This is a genomic window from Pseudomonas sp. 1L-B-1-E-C1 (genome assembly GCF_057291835.1).
This window is the reverse complement of the sequence record NZ_JBXAWN010000007.1, coordinates 212,652-235,774: the sequence shown is the minus strand read 5'-3', so window position 1 is coordinate 235,774 and position 23,123 is coordinate 212,652. Positions and strand designations below refer to the sequence as shown.

Genomic DNA, 23,123 nt, shown 5'->3' with positions numbered 1-23,123 from the left:
CTTAAGCGCTGATCTTACAAACATCACAAAACCACTGTGGGGGCGAGCCTGCTCGCGAATCGGGTTTACCTTCAACGCATTTGCTGACTGATACACCGCTTTCGCGAGCAGGCTCGCTCCCACATGGGCGATTGCATTTCAGGGTCGAGTTGCTTGATCCAGCGCGACGCCGGCGCCGACCAGGCCGGAATACGGCGCCGTCACCAGCCACACCGGGATGCCTTGGAAATACTCGCTCATGCAGCCCTTGTCGGCGAAGCAGCGAGCGAAGCCGCTTTCGAGGAAGAAATCGGCGAACCGTGGAATCACCCCGCCGACGATAAACACGCCGCCGCGCGCGCCGGTGGTGAGCACGTTGTTACCGGCGACGCGACCGAGCCAGCAGCAGAACTGCTCGAGCACTTCCAGAGCAATCGGGTCACCGGCCAGGCCGGCGGCAGTGATCGCTTCGGGCGTTTCGAGCGTCGGCTCATGGCCGTCCACCGCGCAGATCGCCCGGTACAGCCGCGGCAGGCCGCCGCCGCTCAATGCGGTTTCCGCGCTGACATGGCCAATTTCGTTGTAGATGTGCTGCCACAGTTGTGTTTCGCGCGGGCTGCTCAGCGGCAGGTCGACGTGGCCGCCCTCGCCCGGCAGCGCGGCAAAGCGACCTTCGCCCAGATCGAGCAAGGTGCCGACTCCCAGGCCAGTGCCCGGGCCAATCACCACCGCCGGGCGCAATGGCTCCGGCGTGCCTTCGCAGACCACGCGGAATTCGCCAGGCTGCAAGCGGGTCATGCCCAGCGCCATCGCCGAGAAGTCGTTGGTCAGCAACAATTGTTCGACCTGCAAGGTCTTGCAGAACGCGCTGCGACTGAGGCGCCAGTGATTGTTGGTGAACTTGAATTCATCGCCGCTGACCGGGCCTGCCACCGACAGGCACACCGATCCGATCGAACCCGGCGCCAGGCCAAGACCGCTCAGGTACAGGCCGATCGCCTCTTCCGGCGTGGCGAAGTCGGCCGTGGCCAGCACCTGAACCGATTGCAGTTGCTGGTTTTGCCACAACGCGAAACGTGCGTTGGTGCCTCCGATGTCACCGACCAAAGCCAGTTTCAATTAAGCGTCTCCAGGGCAGAAGTGAAGGCGCTGGCGCCCTGCTCCGCCGAGCTGAAGGCCATGCGCATGAAGCCAAACAGCTCGCGGCCGCTGCCAATGTTGTTGCCCAACAGGCCCTTGGCAGGTTCGCGCGCTGCAAATTCGGCGGCGTCGACCTTCAGTTCCAAGGTGCCTTTGACGCCATCGACGCGGATGATATCGCCCTCTTGCACGCGCGCCAAAGCACCACCGACATAAGCTTCGGGGCTGACGTGAATCGCCGCCGGGATTTTCCCCGACGCGCCGGACATGCGCCCATCGGTCACCAGCGCCACTTTGAAGCCGCGGTCCTGCAGCACGCCGAGGAACGGCGTCATCTTGTGCAGCTCCGGCATGCCGTTGGAACGCGGGCCCTGGAAGCGCATCACGGCGACGAAATCCTTCTCCAGCAGACCAGCCTTGAACGCATCGGCCAGATCCTGCTGATCCTGGAACACCATCGCCGGTGCTTCGACGATCTGGTTTTCCAGCGCAACGGCAGACACCTTCATCACGCCGCGACCGAGGTTGCCTTCCATTACCCGCAAGCCACCCTCTTGCGAGAACGCACGGGACACCGGACGCAGGATGTTTTCGTCGAGGCTGTCGGTCGGGCCTTCGCGCCAGACCAGTTCGCCGTTATCGAGGAACGGCTCCTTGGTGTACTGGCTCAGACCATGACCGAGCACGGTGTTGACGTCTTCGTGCAGCAGTCCGGCACCGAGCAGTTCGCGGATCAGGAACGACATGCCGCCGGCGGCCTGGAAGTGGTTGATGTCGGCCTTGCCGTTCGGATAAACGTGACTCAGGGTCGGCACGACTTCGGAGAGGTCGGCCATGTCTTGCCAGGTCAGTTGAATGCCCGCCGCCATGGCAATGGCCGGCATGTGCAGGGTGTGGTTGGTCGAGCCGCCGGTGGCGTGCAGGGCAACGATGGAGTTGACCAGCGCCTTCTCGTCGACGATTTCGCCGATCGGCATGAAGTTGCCGTTCTGCTTGGTCAGGCGCGTCACCTGATGCGCGGCTTCGCGGGTCAGCGCGTCGCGCAGCGGTGTGTTCGGGTTGACGAAGGACGCGCCCGGCAAGTGCAGGCCCATGACTTCCATCAGCAACTGATTGGTGTTGGCGGTGCCGTAGAACGTGCAGGTGCCCGGGCTGTGGTAGGACTTCATCTCCGATTCCAGCAGCTCTTCGCGGGTCGCCTTGCCTTCGGCGTACTTCTGGCGGACGTCGGCTTTTTCCTTGTTGGAAATCCCCGACACCATCGGCCCGCCCGGTACGAAAATGGTCGGCAAATGACCGAAGCGCAGCGAGCCCATCATCAGGCCCGGAACGATCTTGTCGCAGATGCCGAGCATCAGCGCGCCGTCGAACATGTTGTGCGACAGCGCCACGGCAGTCGACATGGCGATCACTTCGCGGCTCGGCAGGCTCAGTTCCATGCCCGGCTCGCCCTGGGTCACGCCATCGCACATGGCCGGGGTGCCGCCGGCGAACTGGCCGACCGAGCCGATTTCGCGCAGTGCGTTCTTGATTTGTTGTGGAAAGACTTCGTACGGCTGATGCGCCGAGAGCATGTCGTTATACGAAGAAACAATGGCGATGTTCGCCGAGTTCATCATCCGCAGGCTGTGCTTGTCTTCGGTGCCGCAACCGGCCACGCCATGGGCGAAGTTGGCGCATTGCAGCTTGCCGCGCATCGGGCCGTCGGTGGCGGCGCCGCGAATCAATGCAAGGTAAGCCTGACGCGTGGCGCGGCTGCGGGCGATAAGCCGTTCGGTGACCTCAAGAACGCGGGGATGCATGTGTAGAACTCCAGGCTAACGGATGTGGCGACCTGATTGTCTATGCTGGTCAAACGCCGTTGTTGTTGGAATGACAGACGGTTTTTTTGACCATTCGGACCAGTTGATTCAGGTCACTCGTTGTAGATAAAACAAAATATTGCCACTAAAAAGGCTTGTTTTCTATTTTTATGCGAATAATCTTGTAATTCCAACAACAAAACGACGGCGGCGCTGTTCCATGACTCTTCGAATCGCAATCAATGGTTTTGGCCGCATCGGCCGTAATGTCCTGCGCGCACTGTATACCCAAGGCTATCGTCAAGACCTGCAGATCGTCGCGATCAACGATCTGGGTGACAGTTCGATCAATGCCCATCTGCTCAAATACGACACCGTCCACGGCACGTTCGACGCCGAAGTGGCGCACGATAACGAAAGCCTGACGGTCAATGGCGATCGCATCGCAGTCAGCGCCATTCGCAACCCGGCCGACCTGCCGTGGGCCGCAGAAAAAATCGACGTGGTCTTCGAATGCACCGGTCTGTTTACCGACCGTGCCAAAGCCGCCGCGCATATTACCGCTGGCGCCCGCAAGGTAATCATCTCAGCGCCGGCCAAAGGCGCCGACGCCACCGTCGTTTACGGCGTCAACCACGACATTCTGCGTCAGTCGCACCAGATCATTTCCAACGCTTCGTGCACCACCAACTGCCTCGCGCCAGTGGCGCAAGTGCTGCATCGTGAGCTGGGTATCGAAAGCGGCTTGATGACCACCATTCACGCCTACACCAACGACCAGAACCTCACCGACGTCTATCACAGCGACCCGTACCGCGCCCGTTCGGCCACGCAGAACATGATCCCGAGCAAGACCGGCGCTGCCGAAGCGGTGGGCCTGGTGCTGCCGGAACTGGCCGGCAAACTGACCGGCATGGCCGTGCGTGTGCCGGTGATCAACGTGTCGCTGGTCGACCTCACCGTGCAATTGAAAAAAGAAGCCAGCGCCGACGAGGTCAACGCCCTGCTGAAAGCGGCCAGCCAGCATTCGAAGATTCTCGGTTACAACACCTTGCCGCTGGTTTCCAGCGACTTCAACCACAACCCGCTGTCGTCGATCTTCGACGCCAACCACACCAAAGTCAGCGGCAAGTTGCTCAAGGTGCTGGCCTGGTACGACAACGAATGGGGCTTCTCCAACCGCATGCTGGATAACTGCCTGGCGTTGTGTAACGCCGAATAAACGGGCGTTCCTTGATTTGACGCACATCCCTGTAGGAGCTGCCGAAGGCTGCGATCTTTTGATTTTGACTTTTTAAAAACAAGATCAAAAGATCGCAGCCTTCGGCGGCTCCTACAGGGGGGCCAATTTTACCCTGAGCTTTACCGATCTCTGACAAATCAACGCTTGACCATTCAGCTGGATGATAAGCATTATCATTCGCTCGAAATGGATCAGGTCCTCCCGTGAGTCAATCGCGCTTCAACCACGTCTTCCTCGCCCAGCGCACTTCCCTGCTGCGCACGCTGGAACGGATGGTCAACAATCACAGCACCGCTGAAGACCTGTTGCAGGAGACTTACCTGCGCGTGACCCGGGCGTTGAGCGAGCGGGCCATCGATCACCTTGAACCCTTTGTCTTCCAGACCGCGCGCAATCTGGCGCTGGATCATTTGCGTGCGCGCAAGATCCATGCGCGAACCATGGTCGATGACGTGCCTCAGGACGTGGTGCAGAGCATCGCTGCACCCGCCAGCAGCGCCGAAGACGCCGCCCATGCCGAACAACTGCTGGAGCGTTTGAACGTGAGCCTCAGCCAACTCAGCCCGCGTCAGCAGCAGATCTTCATCCTCAGCCGTTTGCACGGGCACAGCTATCAGGAAATCGCTGATGAACTGCACGTGTCGCTGAGCACCGTGCAGAAGGAACTGAAACTGATCATGACGATTTGCATCGGCGTCGCCGAACGCTTGAATGGCGACTGAAGCTGTAGGGCTTTTCTGTAAGTGGCAGGATCGACTGCACTGATCACCATGCTTTGCTACCCTTGCCCGACTTTTACGCTGCAATAAAAAACAGCCGTGCACAGACACTGCCGAGGAACCACCGTGACGCACACCCACCGCCCGCCTTCGCCCGATTCGGCGCGGGACGCTGCAGCTGCAATGGACCAGGCGCTGGACTGGCTCATCGTGCTCGGCAGCCCGGACGAGGAACAGACCCGGCAATTTCATGCCTGGCTGGCGGCGGATCCGTTGAATGCCGAGGCGTTCGCCAAGGCCCAGGCGATCTGGGACGGCCCGCAAGTCGCGCTGTGCGCCGAAGCCCTGGCAGCAAAACCGGCAAAGATCACTTTCCTCAAACGCTTGCGTCCGCACTGGAAACCGCTGGCCAGCGCTGCGGTGTTGATCCTCGGTCTGTTCAGCTTCAGCAACCTGCCGATGCGCCTGCAGGCCGATCACCTGACCGTGGTCGGCGAGCGGCAGCGCCTGCAACTGGAAGACGGCTCGAAGGTGCTGCTCAACACCAATTCAGCATTCTCCAGCACCATCAATGATCAACAACGCGTGGCCCGGCTGTTTCAGGGCGAGGCGTTTTTCGAGATCGCCAGCGGGCGCAATCAGCCGCTGGAGATCGATGCGGGGCCGGTAACGGCCAGTGTGCACGACACCGCATTCGCCGTGCGCTACCTCGACGGGGTCGCGCAGGTGAATGTGCAGCGTGGCGATGTCGATCTGCGCGCCACCCACAACGATGCCCGCGTGCGCTTGCGTGCCGGGGAAAGCATTCGGATCGGTCCCAACGGATTTGATCGTCCGGCCAAGCTCGACGCCAATGCGGATCTGGCGTGGATTGAAGGCCGTCTGGTGTTCGAGAACTGTCCGCTCAATCAGGTGCTGGCCGAGCTGCGCCGCTACTACCCGGGCTGGATCATCAACAACAACGAACAACTGGCCGACGTCGCCGTCACCGGCAATTACCGTCTCGACCAGCCGCTCGACGTGGTGCGCTCCCTCGCCCACATCACCTCGGCACGCCTGCAGGAATTCCCCGCGCTGGTTATCTTGAACTAAATGAGAATTATTTTTACTCGATAGCCAACGGCAGTACGTCTCGTTATAGCCAATGCAATTGATTCGCATCTAACCATGCCGATCAGCACCTATAAAGATTCGTGCGACACGGAGCGCTATCGATGTCCTCACGCCTTACCCGCCAGACTGCTTCCCCCTCCCGCGTACTGTCCCTGCTGACCGCGGCCATCCTCATGGCCGGCACCGCGCCGCTGCTCGCAGCCACCGAGCAACCGGCGCGCAACATGGGCGATTACCCGTTCGCCATCGGCCAGCAACCGCTGGTCTCAGCGCTGAATGCCTTTACCGCCGTGACCGGTTGGCAGGTCGGCTTGCCGGCAGAGCTGGGTCAGAACGTCTCGTCGCCGGGCGTGCGCGGTTCGCTGCCGCCGGAGAAAGCCCTCGAGCGCCTTTTGGTGGGGACCAACCTGAGCTTTCGCAAGCTGAGCAACGACAACGTCGTACTGGAAAAACGCAGCGGCAGCGGCACGCTGAATCTCGATCAAGTGACGATCAGCGCGACGCGTCAGGAACAGTCGGTCAACAGCGTGCCTTCGACAGTCAGCGTGCATGATCGCGATGAACTCGACCGCAACAACGTCAACACCATCAAGGATCTGGTGCGCTACGAGCCGGGCGTTTCAGTCGGCGGTGCCGGTCAGCGCGGCGGCATCAGCGGCTACAACATTCGCGGCATCGACGGCGACCGCATCCTGACTCAAGTCGACGGCGTGGAGATCCCCAACGGTTTCTTCAACGGCCCGTACGCCAAGAGCCAGCGCAACTACGTCGACCCGGAAATCGTCAAGCGAGTGGAAATCCTCCGTGGCCCGGCCTCAGTGCTGTACGGCAGCAACGCCATCGGCGGCGCGGTCAGTTACTACACGCTGGACGCCGACGACATCATCAAACCGGGCAAGGACGTCGGCGCGCGGTTGAAAAGCGGTTACAGCTCCGCCGACGACAGCTGGCTGAAATCTGCCACCGTCGCCGGGCGCAGCGGTGAGTTCGACGGTCTGCTGCATTACAGTCAGCGCGACGGTCACGAAAGCGAATCCTTCGGCAGCCACAACGGCACTGGCCTTGCGCGCACCGCGGCCAACCCCGAAGACGTCCGTGCGACCAACGTGCTGGCCAAGCTCGGCTGGAACTACAACGACGATTCGCGCCTGGGCCTGACCTACGAAAAGTACAAGGACGACCGCGACACCGATCAGAAAAGTGCCTACGGCGGCCCGTACTTCAACGGCGCCCCGACCATCCCTGACAGCGTACTGCCTGGCGGCATGTACCAGTGGCGCACCGGCAACGACACCATCACCCGCGAGCGTTTCGGCATCGAACATTCGTTCGCCCTCGACAGCCTGCTGGTCGATAACGTCAAGTGGAGTCTCAACCATCAGACTGCCAAGACCGACCAGAGCACCGAAGAGTATTACTTCCCGATGACCCGCAGGGTGCTGCGTACCCGCGACACGATCTACCAGGAAAAACAGTGGGTGTTCGACGCGCAACTGGACAAGGCCTTCGCCATCGGTGACACCGATCACCTGCTGACTTACGGCACCACGATCAAGCAGCAGAAAGTCACCGGTTCACGCAGCGGCGACGGCACATGCCTGGCAGTCGGTCGCGGCTGCACGGCGATCGGCGCGACCAGTGCGGCGGACGTGCTGGCCAAGGCCAGTGATTTCCCCGATCCGACCATCAACACCTACAGCCTGTTTGCCCAGGATCAGATCAGTTGGAACGACTGGACCTTCCTGCCGGGTCTGCGCTACGACTACACCCAGCTCAAGCCGCACATCACTGAGGAGTTCCTCAACACCGTGAACGCCGACGGCCAGGGCACGGTCAGCGACAAAAACAAGACCTGGCACAAAGTCTCGCCGAAATTCGGCCTGACCTATGCGCTGACGGAACACTACACCTGGTACGGCCAGTACGCCGAAGGCTTCCGCACGCCGACGGCGAAAGCCCTGTACGGGCGTTTCGAGAACAACACCAGCGGCTACACCGTGGCGCCCAATTCCGACCTTGAGCCGGAAAAAAGCAAAGGCTTCGAAACCGGCCTGCGCGGCAATTTCGAGCAGGGTTCGTTCGACGTCGCGGTGTTCTATAACAAGTACCGCGACTTCATCAACGAAGACGCAGTCAAGCCGGGCGACGATCAGTTGACCTTCCAGAGCAACAACATCAAGCGCGCTACCATCAAGGGCGCGGAAGTCAAAGGTCGCTTGAATCTGGATGCTTTCGGCGCGCCGCAAGGCCTGTACACCCAAGGCTCGATCGCCTACGCCTACGGGCGCAACAACGACAACGGCGAGCCGATCAACAGCGTCAACCCGCTCACCGGGGTGTTCGGCCTCGGTTACGACCAGCACACCTACGGCGGTTTGCTGAGCTGGACCGTGGTGAAGAAGAAGGACCGTGTCGACGACAGCAACTTCAAATCGCCGGACGGCGTCAGCAGTCAGTTCAAGACCCCGGGCTTCGGCATTCTCGATCTGGCCGGCTATTACAAAGTCACCGACGACGTCACCGTCAGCGGCGGCCTCTACAACCTCACCGACAAGAAATACTGGCTGTGGGACGACGTGCGCGGTTACGACAGCGTCGGCGAAGCCTCGGTGACGCAACCGGCCAATCTCGATCGTCTGACCCAACCGGGACGCAACTTCGCGATCAACCTGATCTGGGACATCTGACCCGCCCGGCCTCACTGCGCGTGTTATCGCCGCGCAGTGGGTTTTTTTACTGTCCGGCGCCCGCCCGTACGTCTTGTTATCAAGCGCCTCATTCATCAAGGACACCCCCATGACTGCCTCGGAAAAAGCCCTGCGTTCGCAACGCCTGAACCAGATCACCCATGAGCCGCACAGCAAACTCGATGCGCTGGTCAAAGCCCACGCGCCGTTCGAAAGTCGCGCCAGCTTCGCCCGTTTCGTCGTCGCGCAATACCTGTTCCAGGCGGAACTGGTCGAGCTGTACAACGACGCTGAACTGACCGCGATCGTCCCTGACCTGCCGGCCCGCTGCCGCGCCGAAGCGGCCAAGGCTGACCTCGCCGACCTCGATACCGACGTCCCGGCCCCAGTGGCTGGCGCGCTGAAAAACCCGAGCAAGGCGCGGGCGCTGGGCTGGATCTTCGTGTCGGAGGGCTCCAAGCTCGGCGCGGCGTTCCTGATCAAGCGCGCCGTGGCGCTCGATTTGAGCGAAACCTTCGGCGCCCGGCATTTGGCTGAACCGCAAGGTGGCCGCGCCGAGGGCTGGAAAAGCTTTGTGCGCACCCTCGATGCGTTGCAATTCACGGCAGAGGAAGAGGCCGAAGTGGAGCAAGGCGCGCTGGACGCGTTCAACCGCTTCACCGTGCTGCTGGAACAGGCTTATGCGACAGAAGCCGAACCTGCCTGAGCGCCACGAATATCCCTGTGTAGGAGCTGCCGAAGGCTGCGATCTTTTGATGTTGCTTTAAAGATCAAAAGATCGCAGCCTTCGGCAGCTCCTACAGGGGGCTGCGTAAGTCTGTAAGATCTCCGTTCCGCTTCGGAAGCCACCGCTGAGCCCATGCCCGCACCCGCCCCATCAAAACTCGCCCGTCTGCTGTTCGCTCTGCTGGCCTATGTCAGCCTCGGCATTGGCCTGATCGCCATCGTCGTGCCCGGCCTGCCGACCACCGAGTTCATCCTCCTTGCCGCGTGGGCCGCGACCCGCAGTTCGCCGCGCCTGAGCGCCTGGCTGGAAAACCATCGTCTGTTCGGGCCGATCCTGAGTAACTGGCGCAACGGCAAGATCATCGCGCGCAAGGCCAAGCTCAGTGCCACCGTGAGCATGCTGCTGTGCGCGACATTGATGCTGGTGCTGCTCGATCACGGTTGGCCGATCTATCTGGCGATCGCCGGGATGGGCCTGGGCAATCTGTGGATCTGGTCGCGTCCGGAATCCCCCGTCGCTGCAGCGAAACATTCCTGTAATTAAAGACTTTTCAGCACTTTCCCCTGCGCAAACGTTTAGCGGCGACCGTCTGTCGGCGAGCGCCTCATGCCGTCTCGCTCGGCGCCGATGAGCATTGAATGGCGCTGAATGGATTTGGCAAACCGGGCTGCGGCCCAGGCCACCTGTCTATTCCATTCGCGAGATCGCCCCATGTTCGACGCTCTGTCCATTCGCCTGAAAATCGTCCTGCTCTCCGGCCTGTGCCTGCTCGGAGTGGTGGCGCTGATTGTCAGCATGAACATCTACCAGACCAACCAGAACGACGAACTGGTCAGTCAATCCAGCAACCAGTTGCTCACCGCCAGCGTGCAGAACCTGTTGCAGGCCAAGGCTGCCGAGCAAGCAGTGCGGGTGCAGAAAACCTTTGGCGAAAGCCTGCTGGTGGTCACCGCCCTCGCCGACCAGATCAAGGATCTGCGGACGATGGCGGCCAAGCGTTCGCTCGAAGCCGGCGCTGTTCGTGAAGAGTTGAATCAGAGCCTGAAAACCGCGTTCGAGCGCAACGATAAAGTCCTGGGCATCTGGCTGGCGTTCGAACCCAACGGCCTCGACGGCAAGGACAGCGAATTCGCCAACGATGCCGCGCGGCAATCCAACGAAGCCGGGCGCTTCGCCTCGTACTGGAGCCGTGCCGCCGGCGCCGCGCTGAATACGATCATGGTCGAAGATGACCTGACCAAGACCACCCTCAGCGTCAGCGGCACGCCGTACAACAGCTGGTACACCTGCCCTCGCGACAACAAGCGCACCTGCCTGCTCGATCCGTATGCCGACACGGTTGGTGGCAAGGAAATGCTCATGACGACCATTTCCGTGCCAGTGATGGTCGACGGCAAAGCGATCGGCGTGGTCGGTGTCGACATCGCCCTCGACGCGCTGCAAGCCGCCGCCGTCGACTCGCAGCGCAGCCTGTTCAACAACGCCGGCCACATGTTGATCGTCTCCGGCAGCGGCGTGCTCGCGGCCGACAGTGCTGACGCGACGCGGGTCGGCAAAAAGATCAGTGACACCCTCGGCGCGGACGGCAAGGACGTATTGCAATTGGTCGGCAGCGGCACGGCGAAAATCCTCGAACAGGGCGATTTGATTCGCGCGGTTTACCCGGTTGATCCGATCGGCAATTCGCGGGCGTGGGGCGTGGTCATCGACCTGCCCAAACAAGTGCTGCTGGCTGACTCGGTGAAGCTGCAAGCGGTGCTGGATGATGCGCAGGAAACCGGCGTGATCACTGCTCTGCTGGTCGCCGTGGTGGCCGGTCTGATCGGCCTGCTGCTCACCTGGCTCACCGCCTCCGGCGTCACCCGTCCGATCAACAGCGTCGCCGACATGCTGAAGAACATCGCCAGCGGCGAAGGCGATCTGACCCAGCGTCTGAACTACAGCAAAAAAGATGAACTGGGCGAACTGGTGAACTGGTTCAACCGCTTCCTCGACAAGCTGCAGCCGACCATCGCGCAAATCAAACAGAGCATCACCGAAGCCCGTGGCACGGCTGATCAGTCTTCGGAAATCGCCCGGCAGACCAGCGAAGGCATGCAGGTGCAGTTCCGCGAAATCGATCAGGTCGCCACCGCGTCCAACGAAATGAGCGCCACCGCCCACGATGTCGCCAACAGTGCCTCGAACGCCGCCAATGCGGCCAAGGGTGCCGATCAGTCGGCGAAGGACGGCATGGCGATCATCGAGCGCAGCACCCGCGACATCAATCAACTGGCCGATGAAGTCAGCAAAGCGGTGACCGAGGTCGAAGCGCTGGCGGTCAACAGCGAGCAGATCGGTTCGGTGCTGGAAGTGATCCGCAGCATCGCCGAACAGACCAACCTGCTGGCCCTCAACGCTGCTATCGAAGCCGCCCGCGCCGGCGAAAGCGGTCGCGGTTTTGCCGTGGTCGCTGACGAGGTGCGCAACCTGGCCAAACGCACGCAGGATTCGGTGGAGGAAATCCGCGTGGTCATCGAGCGCATCCAGACCGGCACCCGCGGCGTGGTCGCCACCATGCATTCCAGCCAGACCCAGGCGCACAACAACGCCGGGCAGATTCGTCAGGCGGTCGATGCGCTGGGCAAGATCAGCGACGCGGTGACGGTGATCAGCGACATGAACCTGCAGATCGCCAGTGCCGCCGAAGAGCAGAGCGCCGTGGCCGAAGAGGTCAACCGCAACGTCTCGGCGATTCGCACCGTCACCGAAACCCTGACCGAACAGGCCACGGAATCAGCGGCGATCAGCAGCCAGCTCAACAGCCTGGCGAGCCAGCAGATGAAATTGATGGATCAGTTCCGCGTGTAACGGCCACGCCTCGAAACAATGTGGGAGCGAGCTTGCTCGCGAAAGCGGTCGCCTAGTCAGTGATGGTGTTGAATGTGCTGGCCTCTTCGCGAGCGAGCTCGCTCCCACAGGGATGGTGTTCACCCAGGGGGTTTATCTAGCCCGGTTATGTTTTGCACTATCATCCCCCTCTCGCTTCGGAGGGCCTTCGATGACTGATCTGCTCACGTCCATCCAAACCGCACTCGACCTGCCGCGCAGGCCAATCCCCTTCAACGGTGACGGCGCGCTGCCCTCGGCGTTCGCGGTCACCGAACTGGCCTGCGCCAGCATTGCCGCTGCCGGGCAAGCGATCAGCGAACTGCTCCACCAGCAAACCGGCCACTTGCCTGCGGTTGCAGTCGATCGACGTCTGGCCTCGTTCTGGTTCTCCACCTCGCTGCGCCCGATCGGCTGGCAAGTGCCGCCGCTGTGGGATCCAGTCGCCGGCGATTATGCGACCCGGGACGGCTGGATCCGCCTGCACACCAACGCCCCGCATCACCGCGCCGCCGCTGAACGCGTGCTTGGCGCCTGTGTCGGTCGTGTAGCGATGGCGGCGAAAGTCGCGCAATGGGCAAGTACGGATCTGGAACAAGCGGTGGTCGACGCCAAGGGTTGCGCCGCCCAGATGCGCACTTGGGCGCAGTGGCAGCAGCACCCGCAAGGGCTGGCGGTGAATGCCGAGCCGCTGGTGCATTTCATTGAGCAGACAGACGAACACCGCGCCGAGTGGCAAGGTTCGATCGCACGACCTCTGGCCGGGATCAAGGTGCTCGACCTGACCCGCGTGCTCGCCGGCCCCACCGCCAGCCGTTTTCTCGCAGGGCTGGGCGCCACTGTGCTGCGCATCGATCCGCCGAGCTGGAACGAACCCGGCGTGGTTCCGGAAATGACCGTCGGCAAACATTGCGCGCGGCTGGACCTGCAGACTCCGGCGGATCGCGCGGTGTTCGAAGCTTTACTGAGAGACGCCGACATTCTGCTGCACGGCTACCGCGCCGACGCTCTGGAACACCTCGGCTTTGGTGTTGAGCGCCGTCGACAACTGGCACCGGGGCTGATCGATGTCTGCCTCAACGCCTACGGCTGGAGCGGCCCTTGGCAGAATCGCCGGGGTTTCGACAGCCTGGTGCAGATGAGCAGCGGCATTGCCGAAGCCGGACAGCGCTGGAAGCACAGCGACAAACCGACGCCGCTGCCGGTGCAGGCGCTGGATCATGCGACCGGGTATCTGATGGCGGCAAGTGCGATCAGGCTGCTGACTGAACGCATGGCCAACGGTCGCGGGGGTTCGGCGCGGTTGTCCTTGGCGCGCACGGCGAAGCTGTTGATCGAGCATGGGCCGGGGACGCATGACCTGCTGCGGGCCGAAGATGCGCTGGATCAGGATTCGGCGCTTGAGCACACAGCGTGGGGTCCGGCGCGGAGGTTGCGCGTACCGGTGCAGATCAGCGGGACGGCGATGCGGTGGGATTGGCCGGCGATGGAGTTGGGCTCACATCCTGCGCAGTGGCTCTAGAAGAAGCCCCTCACCCCAGCCCTCTCCCGGAGGGAGAGGGGGCCTACCGAGGTGTCTTGCGCTATACGTCGACCTGAAAAAACCAGTCGATTATGGATTCGGTAAAGGTCTTTCACGTCGGCGTAATTCGCCAATATCCCCCGGTCGGCCCCCTCTACCTCCGGGAGAGGGCTGGGGTGAGGGGCTGCTTTTCAGATCACAACGCCAGCACCCCGCTATACAACCCATACGCCGCCATCCCCGCACCAATCACCACACAAGCAAAAATCCCCTTCTCCACCGTGGTAAAGACCGGCTGGCCCTGTTCATGCTTGGCCTTGGCAAACAGAATCACCCCCGGCGCGTACAGCAGCGCCGACAGCAGCAAATACTTCACCCCACCGGCATACAACAGCCACACCGCGTAAACCAGTGCGATGCCGCCAATCAGCAGATCCTTGGTGCGTTCGGCCGAGGCATGTTCGTAGGTTTCGCCGCGCCCGCTGAGCAGCACCGCGTAGGCCGCCGACCACAGGTACGGCACCAGAATCATCGACGAGGCCAGGTAAATCAGACTGGTGTAAGTCCCCGCCGAGAACAGCGTGATCAGCAGGAAAATCTGGATCATCGCATTGGTCAGCCACAGCGCGTTGACCGGCACGTGATTGTTGTTTTCCTTCTTCAGGAACGCCGGCATGGTCTTGTCCTTGGCCGTGGCGAAGAGAATTTCCGCGCACAGCAGAGCCCACGACAGCAATGCGCCCAACAGGGAAATCGCCAGCCCGACGCTGATCAGCAACGCGCCCCACGGCCCGACGATGTGCTCGAGCACCGCTGCCAGTGAAGGGTTCTGCAGATTGGCCAGCTCCGGCTGGCTCATGATCCCCAGCGACAGCACGTTGACCAGCACCAGCAGCGCCAGCACGCCGAGAAAGCCGATTACCGTGGCGCGGCCGACGTCGCTGCGTTTCTCCGCGCGGGCCGAATAGACGCTGGCGCCTTCGATGCCGATGAAGACGAACACGGTGACCAGCATCATGTTGCGTACCTGATCCATCACCCCGCCGAAGTTCGGGTTACTGCGTCCCCAGATGTCGCGGGTGAAGATGTCAGCCTTGAACGCCACCGCAGCGATGACGATGAACATGATCAGCGGCACGACCTTGGCTACGGTGGTCAACTGGTTGATCAGCGCCGCCTCCTTGATTCCGCGCATCACCAGGAAATGCACCGCCCACAACAGCACCGAGGCGCAGCCGATGGCGATCGGCGTGTTGCCCTGGCCGAACACCGGAAAGAAATAGCCGAGGGTGCTGAACAGCAAGACGAAATAACCGACGTTGCCCAGCCACGCGCTGATCCAGTAACCCCAGGCCGACGAAAAGCCCATGTAATCGCCGAACCCGGCCTTGGCGTAGGCGTAGACGCCAGAGTCCAGTTCCGGTTTGCGATTGGCCAGGGTCTGAAAGACGAACGCCAGCGTCAGCATGCCGATCGCAGTGATGCCCCAGCCGATCAGGATTGCCCCGGCATCGGCGCGCGCCGCCATGTTCTGCGGCAACGAGAAAATCCCCCCGCCGATCATCGAGCCCACCACCAGCGCGATCAACGCGCCAAGGCGCAGCTTTTGCGTCGGTTGCGACATGCAGATCTCCTTGGAAAAGCCGCTGTTGTTTATTTGTAACAACAGCTGACTAAAAAGCTAAGAGTAGATGACGTTTATCAGGTAATGCGTGACCGAGCACACTTTTATATAGCGGATGACGATAACGCGTAGCACGTTAAGTCAGTTTTGTGCGCTGATCCTGATAATTCGATTCTGTACTGAAAACAGATGACGGACATTTGCCAAACCCGCAAAAGCAACTAGCGTCATAGTTCGAAAGCATTAATAGCTATTCCCAATTGCATTAGCGAAACGGCTCTGTATCGGGCCTTTCAGAGCACAGCGTTATGCCCGCAACGGGTGGATAAGTCATTCATTAACAATGGAATGTGACCATGCACTGATCCAAGTCAGCTATTCGAACAGACAACGGTACTAGGCTGTGAGCTCTCCTTTCCTGCAATGGAGTCATGCAAATGTCTGAAGCGCCCGGAAAACTAAGACTCGGTGCACTGGTTGCACTGGTAGTCGGCTCAATGATCGGTGGCGGGATATTTTCCTTGCCACAAAACATGGCCGCCAGCGCCGACGTCGGTGCCGTGCTGATCGGCTGGGCCATCACCGCCGTCGGCATGCTCACCCTCGCTTTCGTCTTTCAGACTCTCGCCAATCGCAAGCCTGACCTGGACGGTGGGGTCTACGCCTACGCCAAGGCAGGATTCGGCGACTACATGGGTTTCTCATCTGCCTGGGGTTACTGGATCAGCGCCTGGCTGGGCAACGTCGGCTACTTCGTTCTGCTGTTCAGCACCCTTGGCTACTTCTTTCCGATCTTCGGCGAGGGCAATACCCCGGCAGCGGTGATCGGCGCGTCCTTGCTGCTGTGGGGCGTGCATTTTCTGGTGCTGCGCGGGATCAAGGAAGCGGCGTTCATCAACCTCGTGACCACGGTCGCCAAGGTCGTGCCGCTGCTGCTGTTCGTGTTGATCGCCATCTTCGCGTTCAAACTGGACATCTTCACCGCCGACATCTGGGGCGTGAAAAACCCCGACCTGGGCAGCGTGATGAACCAGGTGCGCAACATGATGCTGGTGACTGTCTGGGTATTCATCGGCATCGAAGGCGCGAGCATCTTCTCCGCCCGCGCCGAGAAACGCTCGGATGTGGGTAAGGCGACCGTGATCGGCTTCATCACCGTGCTGCTGTTTCTGGTGCTGGTGAACGTGCTGTCGCTGGGCATCATGACTCAGCCGGAACTGGCGAAACTGCAGAACCCGTCGATGGCCGCCGTGCTTGAACACGTCGTGGGCCACTGGGGCGCGGTACTGATCAGCGTCGGCCTGATCATTTCGCTGCTGGGGGCGCTGCTGTCGTGGGTGCTGCTGTGTGCGGAGATCATGTTCGCCGCCGCCAAAGACCACACCATGCCGGAGTTCCTGCGCAAGGAAAACGCCAACCACGTGCCGGTCAATGCCCTGTGGCTGACCAATGCGATGGTGCAGATTTTCCTCATCATCACCCTGTTCTCGGCCAGCACTTACCTGTCGCTGATCTACCTCGCCACCTCGATGATTCTGGTGCCGTACCTGTGGTCGGCGGCCTATGCCCTGCTGCTGGCGGTGCGCGGCGAGAGCTACGAAGGCTTTGCCGCCGAGCGGCGCAAGGATCTGATCATCGGCGGTATCGCCCTGATCTATGCGGTGTGGTTGTTGTACGCCGGCGGGGTCAAGTACCTGCTGCTGTCGGCCCTGCTTTATGCGCCCGGCGCAATCCTGTTCGCCAAGGCCAAGCTGGAACTCAGACAACCGGTTTTCACCAACGTCGAGAAGCTGATTTTCGCTGCAGTGGTCGTGGGCGCCGTGGTGGCGGCCTACGGTCTCTACGATGGCTTCCTGACGCTGTAACCCCTGATTGATTGTCATCTGGAGGAACACAGAAATGACCACGGAAAAAGTGAAGTACGGCGTCCACTCCGAAGCCGGGAAACTGCGTAAAGTCATGGTTTGCTCCCCAGGTCTGGCCCATCAGCGGCTGACCCCGAACAACTGCGATGAACTGCTGTTCGACGACGTGCTGTGGGTGGCGCAGGCCAAGCGCGACCACTTCGACTTCGTCACCAAGATGCGCGAGCGCGGCATCGACGTGCTGGAAATGCACAACCTGCTGACCGACATCGTTGCCATCCCCGAGGCGCTGGACTGGATTCTTGAACGCAAGGTCACTGCCGACTCGGTAGGCCTGGGCCTGATCAGTGAAGTGAAATCCTGGCTGAAAAGTCTCGAGCCGCGGCACATCGCCGAATTCCTGATTGGCGGCGTCTCGGCCGATGATTTGCCGGACAGCTTCGGTGGCAAGACCATCCAGATGTTCCGCGACTTCCTTGGGCATTCCAGCTTCATCCTGCCGCCGCTGCCCAACACCCAGTTCACCCGCGACACCACTTGCTGGATCTACGGTGGCGTGACGCTGAACCCGATGTACTGGCCGGCGCGCCGTCAGGAAACCCTGCTGACCACCGCCATCTACAAATTCCATCCGCAATTCACCAACGCCGAATTCGAGATCTGGTACGGCGACCCGGACAAGGACCACGGCAACTCCACCCTTGAGGGCGGCGACGTCATGCCGATCGGCAACGGCGTGGTGCTGATCGGCATGGGCGAGCGCTCATCGCGTCAGGCCATCGGCCAACTGGCGCTGAACCTGTTCAACAACAAAGCGGTGGAAAAAGTCATCGTCGCCGGCCTGCCGAAATCCCGCGCGGCGATGCACCTGGACACCGTGTTCAGCTTCTGCGACCGCGACCTGGTGACGATTTTCCCGGAAGTGGTCAACCAGATCGTCGCCTTCACCCTGCGCCCTGACGAAAGCAAACAGGGCGGCATCGACATCCGCCGCGAAGAAGGCAGCTTCCTCGACACCGTCGCCGCTGCGCTCAACCTGCCGAAACTGCGCGTGGTCGAAACCGGCGGCAACAGCTTCGCCGCCGAACGCGAGCAATGGGACGACGGCAACAACGTGGTGGCGATGGAGCCCGGCGTGGTCATCGGCTACGACCGCAACACCTACACCAACACCCTGCTGCGCAAGGCCGGCGTGGAAGTCATCACCATCAGCGCCGGCGAACTCGGTCGCGGCCGTGGCGGCGGCCACTGCATGACCTGCCCGATCATCCGCGACCCGATCGATTACTAAACCTCTGAGCCCTGGCCGGCACTTACCCAGTGCGGCCAGGGGGATAACCGACACCGAAGGAGATCCATCATGGCTTTTAATATCCACAACCGTAATTTGCTGAGCCTGGAACACCACACCCCTCGCGAATTGCGTTACCTGCTCGACCTGTCCCGCGACCTCAAGCGCGCCAAGTACACCGGCACCGAGCAACAGCATCTGAAGGGCAACAACATCGCCCTGATCTTCGAGAAAACTTCGACCCGCACCCGTTGTGCATTCGAAGTGGCGGCCTATGACCAGGGCGCCAACGTCACCTACATCGATCCGAACTCCTCGCAGATCGGCCACAAGGAAAGCATGAAGGACACCGCCCGCGTGCTCGGGCGCATGTACGACGCCATCGAATACCGTGGCTTCAAACAGGAAATCGTCGAAGAGCTGGCCAAGTTTGCCGGGGTGCCGGTGTTCAACGGCCTGACCGATGAATATCACCCGACCCAGATGATCGCCGACGTGCTGACCATGCGCGAACACGCCGACAAGCCGATCCACGAAATCAGCTACGCCTACCTCGGCGATGCGCGCAACAACATGGGCAACTCGCTGTTGCTGATCGGCGCCAAACTCGGCATGGACGTGCGCATCTGCGCGCCAAAAGCCCTGTGGCCGCTGGACGATCTGGTAGCGCGCTGCAAAAAATACGGCGAGGAAAGTGGCGCACGCATCACCCTCACCGAAGATCCGAAGGAAGCGGTCAAAGGAGTCGATTTCATCCACACCGATGTCTGGGTATCGATGGGCGAACCGGTGGAAGCCTGGGCCGAGCGCATCCAGCAGTTGCTGCCGTACCAGGTCAACGCCGAGCTGATGAAAGCCACCGGCAACCCGCGCACCAAGTTCATGCACTGCCTGCCGGCATTCCACAACAGCGACACCAAGGTCGGCAAACAGATCGCCGAACAATATCCGCATCTGAAAAACGGCATCGAAGTGACCGACGACGTGTTCGAGTCGCCGGCCTGCATCGCCTTCGAGCAAGCGGAAAACCGCATGCACACGATCAAGGCGATCCTGGTCTCGACCCTGGCTGATCTCTGACGCCACAGCGCTCCCACTGAAGGAACCGGAAACCCAATGTGGGAGCGAGCCTGCTCGCGAAAGCGTCATTTCAGACGACATCACTGTTGAATGACATACCGCATTCGCGAGCAGGCTCGCTCCCACAGGGATTCCGGTTTCGACAGAGAGATCGAGTCGTTTGCCACTCCTCTGCTTAGAAGGATTGCACCATGCGTATCGTCGTAGCCCTGGGCGGTAACGCCCTGCTCCGCCGTGGTGAGCCGATGACCGCTGACAATCAGCGGGCCAACATCCGCATCGCCACCGAGCAAATCGCCAAGATCCATCCCGGCAACCAACTGGTCATCGCCCACGGCAATGGCCCGCAAGTCGGTCTGCTGTCACTGCAAGCGGCGGCCTACACTTCCGTCACTCCGTACCCGCTGGACGTGCTCGGCGCCGAAACCGAAGGCATGATCGGCTACATCATCGAACAGGAGCTGGGCAATCTGCTCGACTTCGAAGTGCCGTTCGCCACCCTGCTCACCCAGGTCGAAGTCGACGCCAACGACCCGGCCTTCAAGAACCCGACCAAGCCGATCGGCCCGGTCTACGAGAAAGCCGAAGCGGAAAAACTCGCCGCCGAGAAAGGCTGGGCAATTGCCCCGGATGGCGACAAATTCCGCCGCGTCGTCGCCAGCCCACGGCCGAAACGCATCTTCGAAATCCGACCGATCAAGTGGCTGCTGGACAAGGGCAGCATTGTGATCTGCGCCGGTGGTGGCGGCATTCCGACCATGTATGACGAAAACCGCAACCTCAAGGGCATCGAGGCGGTAATCGATAAGGACCTGTGCTCGTCGTTGCTCGCCGAGCAACTGGAAGCCGATCTGCTGGTGATCGCCACCGACGTCAACGCGGCGTTCATCGACTATGGCAAACCCACCCAGAAAGCCATTGCCGAAGCCCACCCTGACGAACTCGAACGCCTTGGTTTCGCCGCCGGTTCCATGGGGCCGAAGGTGCAGGCAGCCTGCGAATTCGCGCGCCATACTGGCAAGGTCGCGGTGATCGGTTCGCTGGCCGATATCGAAGCCATCGTCCAGGGTACTGCCGGTACGCGGGTCAGCACGGCGAAGCCGGGGATCAGCTACCGATAACAATAAACGCCGGGGCAGATTCAAGACCTGCCCCGCGCCCATGCCTTGAAAGGAGTAGCTCAATGGCCCAATTCGAACCCGGTCACCTGCACATCGAGCGGCACGCGTTGACACCGGATGACGTCGATTACAACGTGCATCTGGACTATGAAGTGTTCACCGATCCGCAGAAAGGCAAAGGGATTCAGTTCACCCTGCATGGCAGCATGCAGGGCAAGGACATGAAGGAGACGTTTTTCCTGCCCAAGGAAGAGGCTTACAACTTCGCCCGCGATGTCACGCGGATCGCCGAGAAGTACGGAATCCCCAAGGCCCACAGCCAAATCGGCTCGGTGCACAAGCATTACGACCTGATGTTCGAAGACATTCGGCAGAAGTTGAATATGCAGTCCGGGGATCCGGTCAATCTCGAGCATTTTGAGTAAACCTTTAAAAGCCCCTCACCCTAGCCCTCTCCCGGAGGGAGAGGGGACTGATTGGGGGATGCTGCAGCATTGCGTCGACCTGATCCTGCATCACTGAATCTATAATCGCCCGGTTTTCTCAGGTCGGTGTATAGCGCCAGACACCTCGGTCGGCCCCCTCTCCCTCCGGGAGAGGGCTGGGGTGAGGGTGCTTTTGCTTTCACCTCTCTTCAAGCCCAAGGCATACTTGCCCCCCTCCGCTCTGCAGATCACTGAACCGCCCCCATGCGTATCCACGTCAGCTTCATCGACCGCGTCGGCATCACCCAGGAAGTCCTGGCTATCCTCGGTGGGCGCAATCTCAATCTGGATGCGGTGGAGATGATTCCGCCGAACGTCTACATCGACGCGCCGACCCTGAGCCCGCAAGTGCTCGAAGAACTGAAAGATGCGCTGTTCCGGGTACGCGGCGTCGAGGCGGTAACGGTGGTCGACATCCTCCCCGGCCAGCGTCGGCACCTGCAGCTCGACGCCTTGCTCGCGGCGATGACCGACCCGGTGCTGGCCCTCGACAGCGCCGGCCAAGTGCTGCTGGCCAACCCGGCGTTGATCGCGTTATACGGTCGCGAACCGGCCGGCGAAAGTGTCTCGGCGCTGTTCAACGATCCCGGCCTGCTCGACACGCTGCTCGAAAATGGCTTTCGCCTGCCGCTGCGCGAGATCACCGTCAACGGTCAGACCCTGCTGCTCGACGCCACGCCGATCACCGACGCCGGCGCCCTGCTGACCCTCTTTCAACCGAACCGCATCGGCGAACAACTATCGGCATTGCACCACGACCACGCCGAAGGCTTCGACGCCCTGCTCGGCGAGTCTCCGGCGATTCGCGCGCTCAAGGCCCGTGCACAACGGGTCGCCGCCCTGGATGCACCGCTATTGATTCAAGGCGAAACCGGTACCGGTAAAGAGCTGGTGGCCCGCGCCTGTCACGCGATCAGTGCGCGGCACAGCGCACCGTTTCTCGCCCTCAACTGCGCGGCGCTGCCGGAAAACCTCGCCGAGAGCGAACTGTTCGGCTACGCCCCCGGCGCCTTCACCGGCGCGGCGCGTGGCGGTAAACCGGGGCTGATGGAGCTGGCCAACCAGGGCACGGTGTTTCTCGATGAGATCGGTGAGATGTCGCCGTACTTGCAGGCCAAACTGCTGCGTTTCCTCAACGACGGCAGCTTTCGTCGGGTGGGCGGTGATCGTGAAGTAAAGGTCAACGTGCGCATCCTCAGCGCGACCCACCGCGATCTGGAAAAAATGGTCAGCGAAGGCCTGTTCCGCGAAGACCTGTTCTATCGCCTCAACGTGCTCAATGTCGAAGTGCCGCCGCTGCGTGAACGCGGCCAGGACATTCTGCTGCTGGCGCGTTACTTCATGCAGCAGGCCTGTGCGCAGATCCAGCGCCCGGTCTGTCGCCTGGCGCCGGGGACTTATCCGGCGCTGCTCGGCAATCGCTGGCCGGGCAACGTGCGGCAATTGCAAAACGTGATTTTCCGCGCGGCAGCGATTTGCGAGAGCAGCCTGGTCGATATCGGCGACCTCGATATCGCCGGCACCTCCGTCGCGCGCCAGACTGACACCGACGTCGACAGCCTCGAACAAGCGGTCGAATCCTTCGAAAAAGCGCTGCTGGAAAAGCTCTACGTCAGCTACCCCTCGACCCGCCAACTGGCGAGCCGCTTGCAAACCTCGCACACCGCCATCGCCCATCGCCTGCGCAAGTACGGCATCCCGAACAAAACCTGATTCACCACCGATCCCTTGTAGGAGCTGCCGAAGGCTGCGATCTTTTGACCTTGATCTCTAAAAAACAAAGTCAAAAGATCGCAGCCTTCGGCAGCTCCTACAGTCCCGGTTTTCAATTCAGGAATAATATCGCCACGCTGAAAA

At 61.1% G+C, this 23,123-nt stretch carries 17 protein-coding genes and 1 pseudogene; 15 read left to right on the top strand and 3 right to left on the bottom strand.

Annotated features, from left to right (window positions below):
- Positions 1-138: 138 nt before the first annotated feature.
- Both AC0Z4S_RS14410 and edd read right to left on the bottom strand, forming a co-directional pair.
- Entirely contained in the window at positions 139-1,098 is a 960-nt protein-coding gene (locus AC0Z4S_RS14410; protein ID WP_485623493.1) for a glucokinase, read from the bottom strand.
- Positions 1,095-2,921 carry a phosphogluconate dehydratase gene (gene edd, locus AC0Z4S_RS14405; RefSeq protein WP_016773527.1) on the bottom strand — a complete coding sequence of 609 codons (1,827 nt, stop codon included), beginning with the start codon at positions 2,919-2,921 and terminating at the stop codon, positions 1,095-1,097. The genes AC0Z4S_RS14410 and edd overlap by 4 nt, the downstream gene beginning before the upstream one ends.
- A 220-nt stretch (positions 2,922-3,141) precedes the next feature.
- On the opposite strand from edd, the gene gap reads away from it, so the two are divergent.
- From gap to AC0Z4S_RS14360, 9 genes and pseudogenes are all read left to right on the top strand, one after another.
- Positions 3,142-4,143, top strand: coding sequence for a type I glyceraldehyde-3-phosphate dehydrogenase (gene gap / locus AC0Z4S_RS14400; RefSeq protein WP_485623492.1), 1,002 nt, complete (start codon positions 3,142-3,144; stop codon positions 4,141-4,143).
- A 224-nt stretch (positions 4,144-4,367) separates the two neighbouring features.
- On the top strand, positions 4,368-4,886 hold the full coding sequence (locus tag AC0Z4S_RS14395) for an RNA polymerase sigma factor (RefSeq protein WP_485623491.1): 519 nt from the start codon (positions 4,368-4,370) through the stop codon (positions 4,884-4,886).
- Between the two features lie 123 nt (positions 4,887-5,009).
- Positions 5,010-5,975 (top strand): FecR family protein, encoded by a 966-nt coding sequence (locus AC0Z4S_RS14390; protein WP_485623490.1) that lies wholly within the window; start codon positions 5,010-5,012, stop codon positions 5,973-5,975.
- A gap of 122 nt (positions 5,976-6,097) precedes the next feature.
- Positions 6,098-8,683 carry a TonB-dependent receptor gene (locus AC0Z4S_RS14385; protein ID WP_485623489.1) on the top strand — a complete coding sequence of 862 codons (2,586 nt, stop codon included), beginning with the start codon at positions 6,098-6,100 and terminating at the stop codon, positions 8,681-8,683.
- A 109-nt stretch (positions 8,684-8,792) separates the two neighbouring features.
- A complete protein-coding gene (locus AC0Z4S_RS14380; RefSeq protein ID WP_485623488.1) occupies positions 8,793-9,389 on the top strand; it encodes a biliverdin-producing heme oxygenase in 597 nt (198 codons plus the stop codon).
- A 153-nt stretch (positions 9,390-9,542) separates the two neighbouring features.
- Complete coding sequence (locus AC0Z4S_RS14375; RefSeq protein WP_485623487.1) at positions 9,543-9,953, top strand: YbaN family protein; 411 nt, start codon at positions 9,543-9,545, stop codon at positions 9,951-9,953.
- Positions 9,954-10,058: 105 nt separating this feature from the next.
- Positions 10,059-11,402 (top strand): annotated as a pseudogene (locus tag AC0Z4S_RS14370) (methyl-accepting chemotaxis protein); the annotation flags it as partial.
- A 102-nt stretch (positions 11,403-11,504) separates the two neighbouring features.
- A complete protein-coding gene (locus AC0Z4S_RS14365; protein ID WP_376779074.1) occupies positions 11,505-12,260 on the top strand; it encodes a methyl-accepting chemotaxis protein in 756 nt (251 codons plus the stop codon).
- A 190-nt stretch (positions 12,261-12,450) separates the two neighbouring features.
- Complete coding sequence (locus AC0Z4S_RS14360) at positions 12,451-13,800, top strand: CoA transferase (RefSeq protein ID WP_485623486.1); 1,350 nt, start codon at positions 12,451-12,453, stop codon at positions 13,798-13,800.
- Positions 13,801-13,996: 196 nt separating this feature from the next.
- Here AC0Z4S_RS14360 and arcD (AC0Z4S_RS14355) read toward each other — a convergent pair whose 3' ends face one another.
- Positions 13,997-15,424 carry an arginine-ornithine antiporter gene (gene arcD, locus AC0Z4S_RS14355; RefSeq protein ID WP_253504741.1) on the bottom strand — a complete coding sequence of 476 codons (1,428 nt, stop codon included), beginning with the start codon at positions 15,422-15,424 and terminating at the stop codon, positions 13,997-13,999.
- Between the two features lie 437 nt (positions 15,425-15,861).
- Between arcD (AC0Z4S_RS14355) and arcD (AC0Z4S_RS14350) the strand changes: the two genes are divergently transcribed.
- From arcD (AC0Z4S_RS14350) to AC0Z4S_RS14325, 6 genes are all read left to right on the top strand, one after another.
- Positions 15,862-17,289: an arginine-ornithine antiporter gene (gene arcD / locus AC0Z4S_RS14350; RefSeq protein ID WP_042607274.1), complete on the top strand. Its 1,428-nt coding sequence runs from the start codon at positions 15,862-15,864 to the stop codon at positions 17,287-17,289.
- Positions 17,290-17,323: 34 nt separating this feature from the next.
- A complete protein-coding gene (gene arcA, locus AC0Z4S_RS14345) occupies positions 17,324-18,580 on the top strand; it encodes an arginine deiminase (RefSeq protein ID WP_064364996.1) in 1,257 nt (418 codons plus the stop codon).
- A gap of 69 nt (positions 18,581-18,649) precedes the next feature.
- Positions 18,650-19,660 (top strand): ornithine carbamoyltransferase, encoded by a 1,011-nt coding sequence (locus AC0Z4S_RS14340; protein WP_041479782.1) that lies wholly within the window; start codon positions 18,650-18,652, stop codon positions 19,658-19,660.
- A gap of 191 nt (positions 19,661-19,851) precedes the next feature.
- Complete coding sequence (gene arcC, locus AC0Z4S_RS14335) at positions 19,852-20,781, top strand: carbamate kinase (RefSeq protein WP_125917143.1); 930 nt, start codon at positions 19,852-19,854, stop codon at positions 20,779-20,781.
- 62 nt (positions 20,782-20,843) lie between these two features.
- On the top strand, positions 20,844-21,206 hold the full coding sequence (locus AC0Z4S_RS14330) for a DUF5064 family protein (protein ID WP_485623483.1): 363 nt from the start codon (positions 20,844-20,846) through the stop codon (positions 21,204-21,206).
- Positions 21,207-21,470: 264 nt separating this feature from the next.
- A complete protein-coding gene (locus tag AC0Z4S_RS14325; RefSeq protein WP_485623482.1) occupies positions 21,471-22,979 on the top strand; it encodes a sigma-54-dependent transcriptional regulator in 1,509 nt (502 codons plus the stop codon).
- Positions 22,980-23,123: the final 144 nt, after the last annotated feature.

Coding starts and splice junctions, on each gene's coding strand:
- edd (WP_016773527.1), bottom strand. CDS start 2,921: ATGCATCCCCGCGTTCTTGAGGTCACCGAACGGCTTATCGCCCGCAGC.
- gap (WP_485623492.1), top strand. CDS start 3,142: ATGACTCTTCGAATCGCAATCAATGGTTTTGGCCGCATCGGCCGTAAT.
- AC0Z4S_RS14385 (WP_485623489.1), top strand. CDS start 6,098: ATGTCCTCACGCCTTACCCGCCAGACTGCTTCCCCCTCCCGCGTACTG.
- AC0Z4S_RS14380 (WP_485623488.1), top strand. CDS start 8,793: ATGACTGCCTCGGAAAAAGCCCTGCGTTCGCAACGCCTGAACCAGATC.
- AC0Z4S_RS14375 (WP_485623487.1), top strand. CDS start 9,543: ATGCCCGCACCCGCCCCATCAAAACTCGCCCGTCTGCTGTTCGCTCTG.
- AC0Z4S_RS14365 (WP_376779074.1), top strand. CDS start 11,505: ATGCAGGTGCAGTTCCGCGAAATCGATCAGGTCGCCACCGCGTCCAAC.
- AC0Z4S_RS14360 (WP_485623486.1), top strand. CDS start 12,451: ATGACTGATCTGCTCACGTCCATCCAAACCGCACTCGACCTGCCGCGC.
- arcD (WP_253504741.1), bottom strand. CDS start 15,424: ATGTCGCAACCGACGCAAAAGCTGCGCCTTGGCGCGTTGATCGCGCTG.
- arcD (WP_042607274.1), top strand. CDS start 15,862: ATGTCTGAAGCGCCCGGAAAACTAAGACTCGGTGCACTGGTTGCACTG.
- arcA (WP_064364996.1), top strand. CDS start 17,324: ATGACCACGGAAAAAGTGAAGTACGGCGTCCACTCCGAAGCCGGGAAA.
- AC0Z4S_RS14340 (WP_041479782.1), top strand. CDS start 18,650: ATGGCTTTTAATATCCACAACCGTAATTTGCTGAGCCTGGAACACCAC.
- arcC (WP_125917143.1), top strand. CDS start 19,852: ATGCGTATCGTCGTAGCCCTGGGCGGTAACGCCCTGCTCCGCCGTGGT.
- AC0Z4S_RS14330 (WP_485623483.1), top strand. CDS start 20,844: ATGGCCCAATTCGAACCCGGTCACCTGCACATCGAGCGGCACGCGTTG.
- AC0Z4S_RS14325 (WP_485623482.1), top strand. CDS start 21,471: ATGCGTATCCACGTCAGCTTCATCGACCGCGTCGGCATCACCCAGGAA.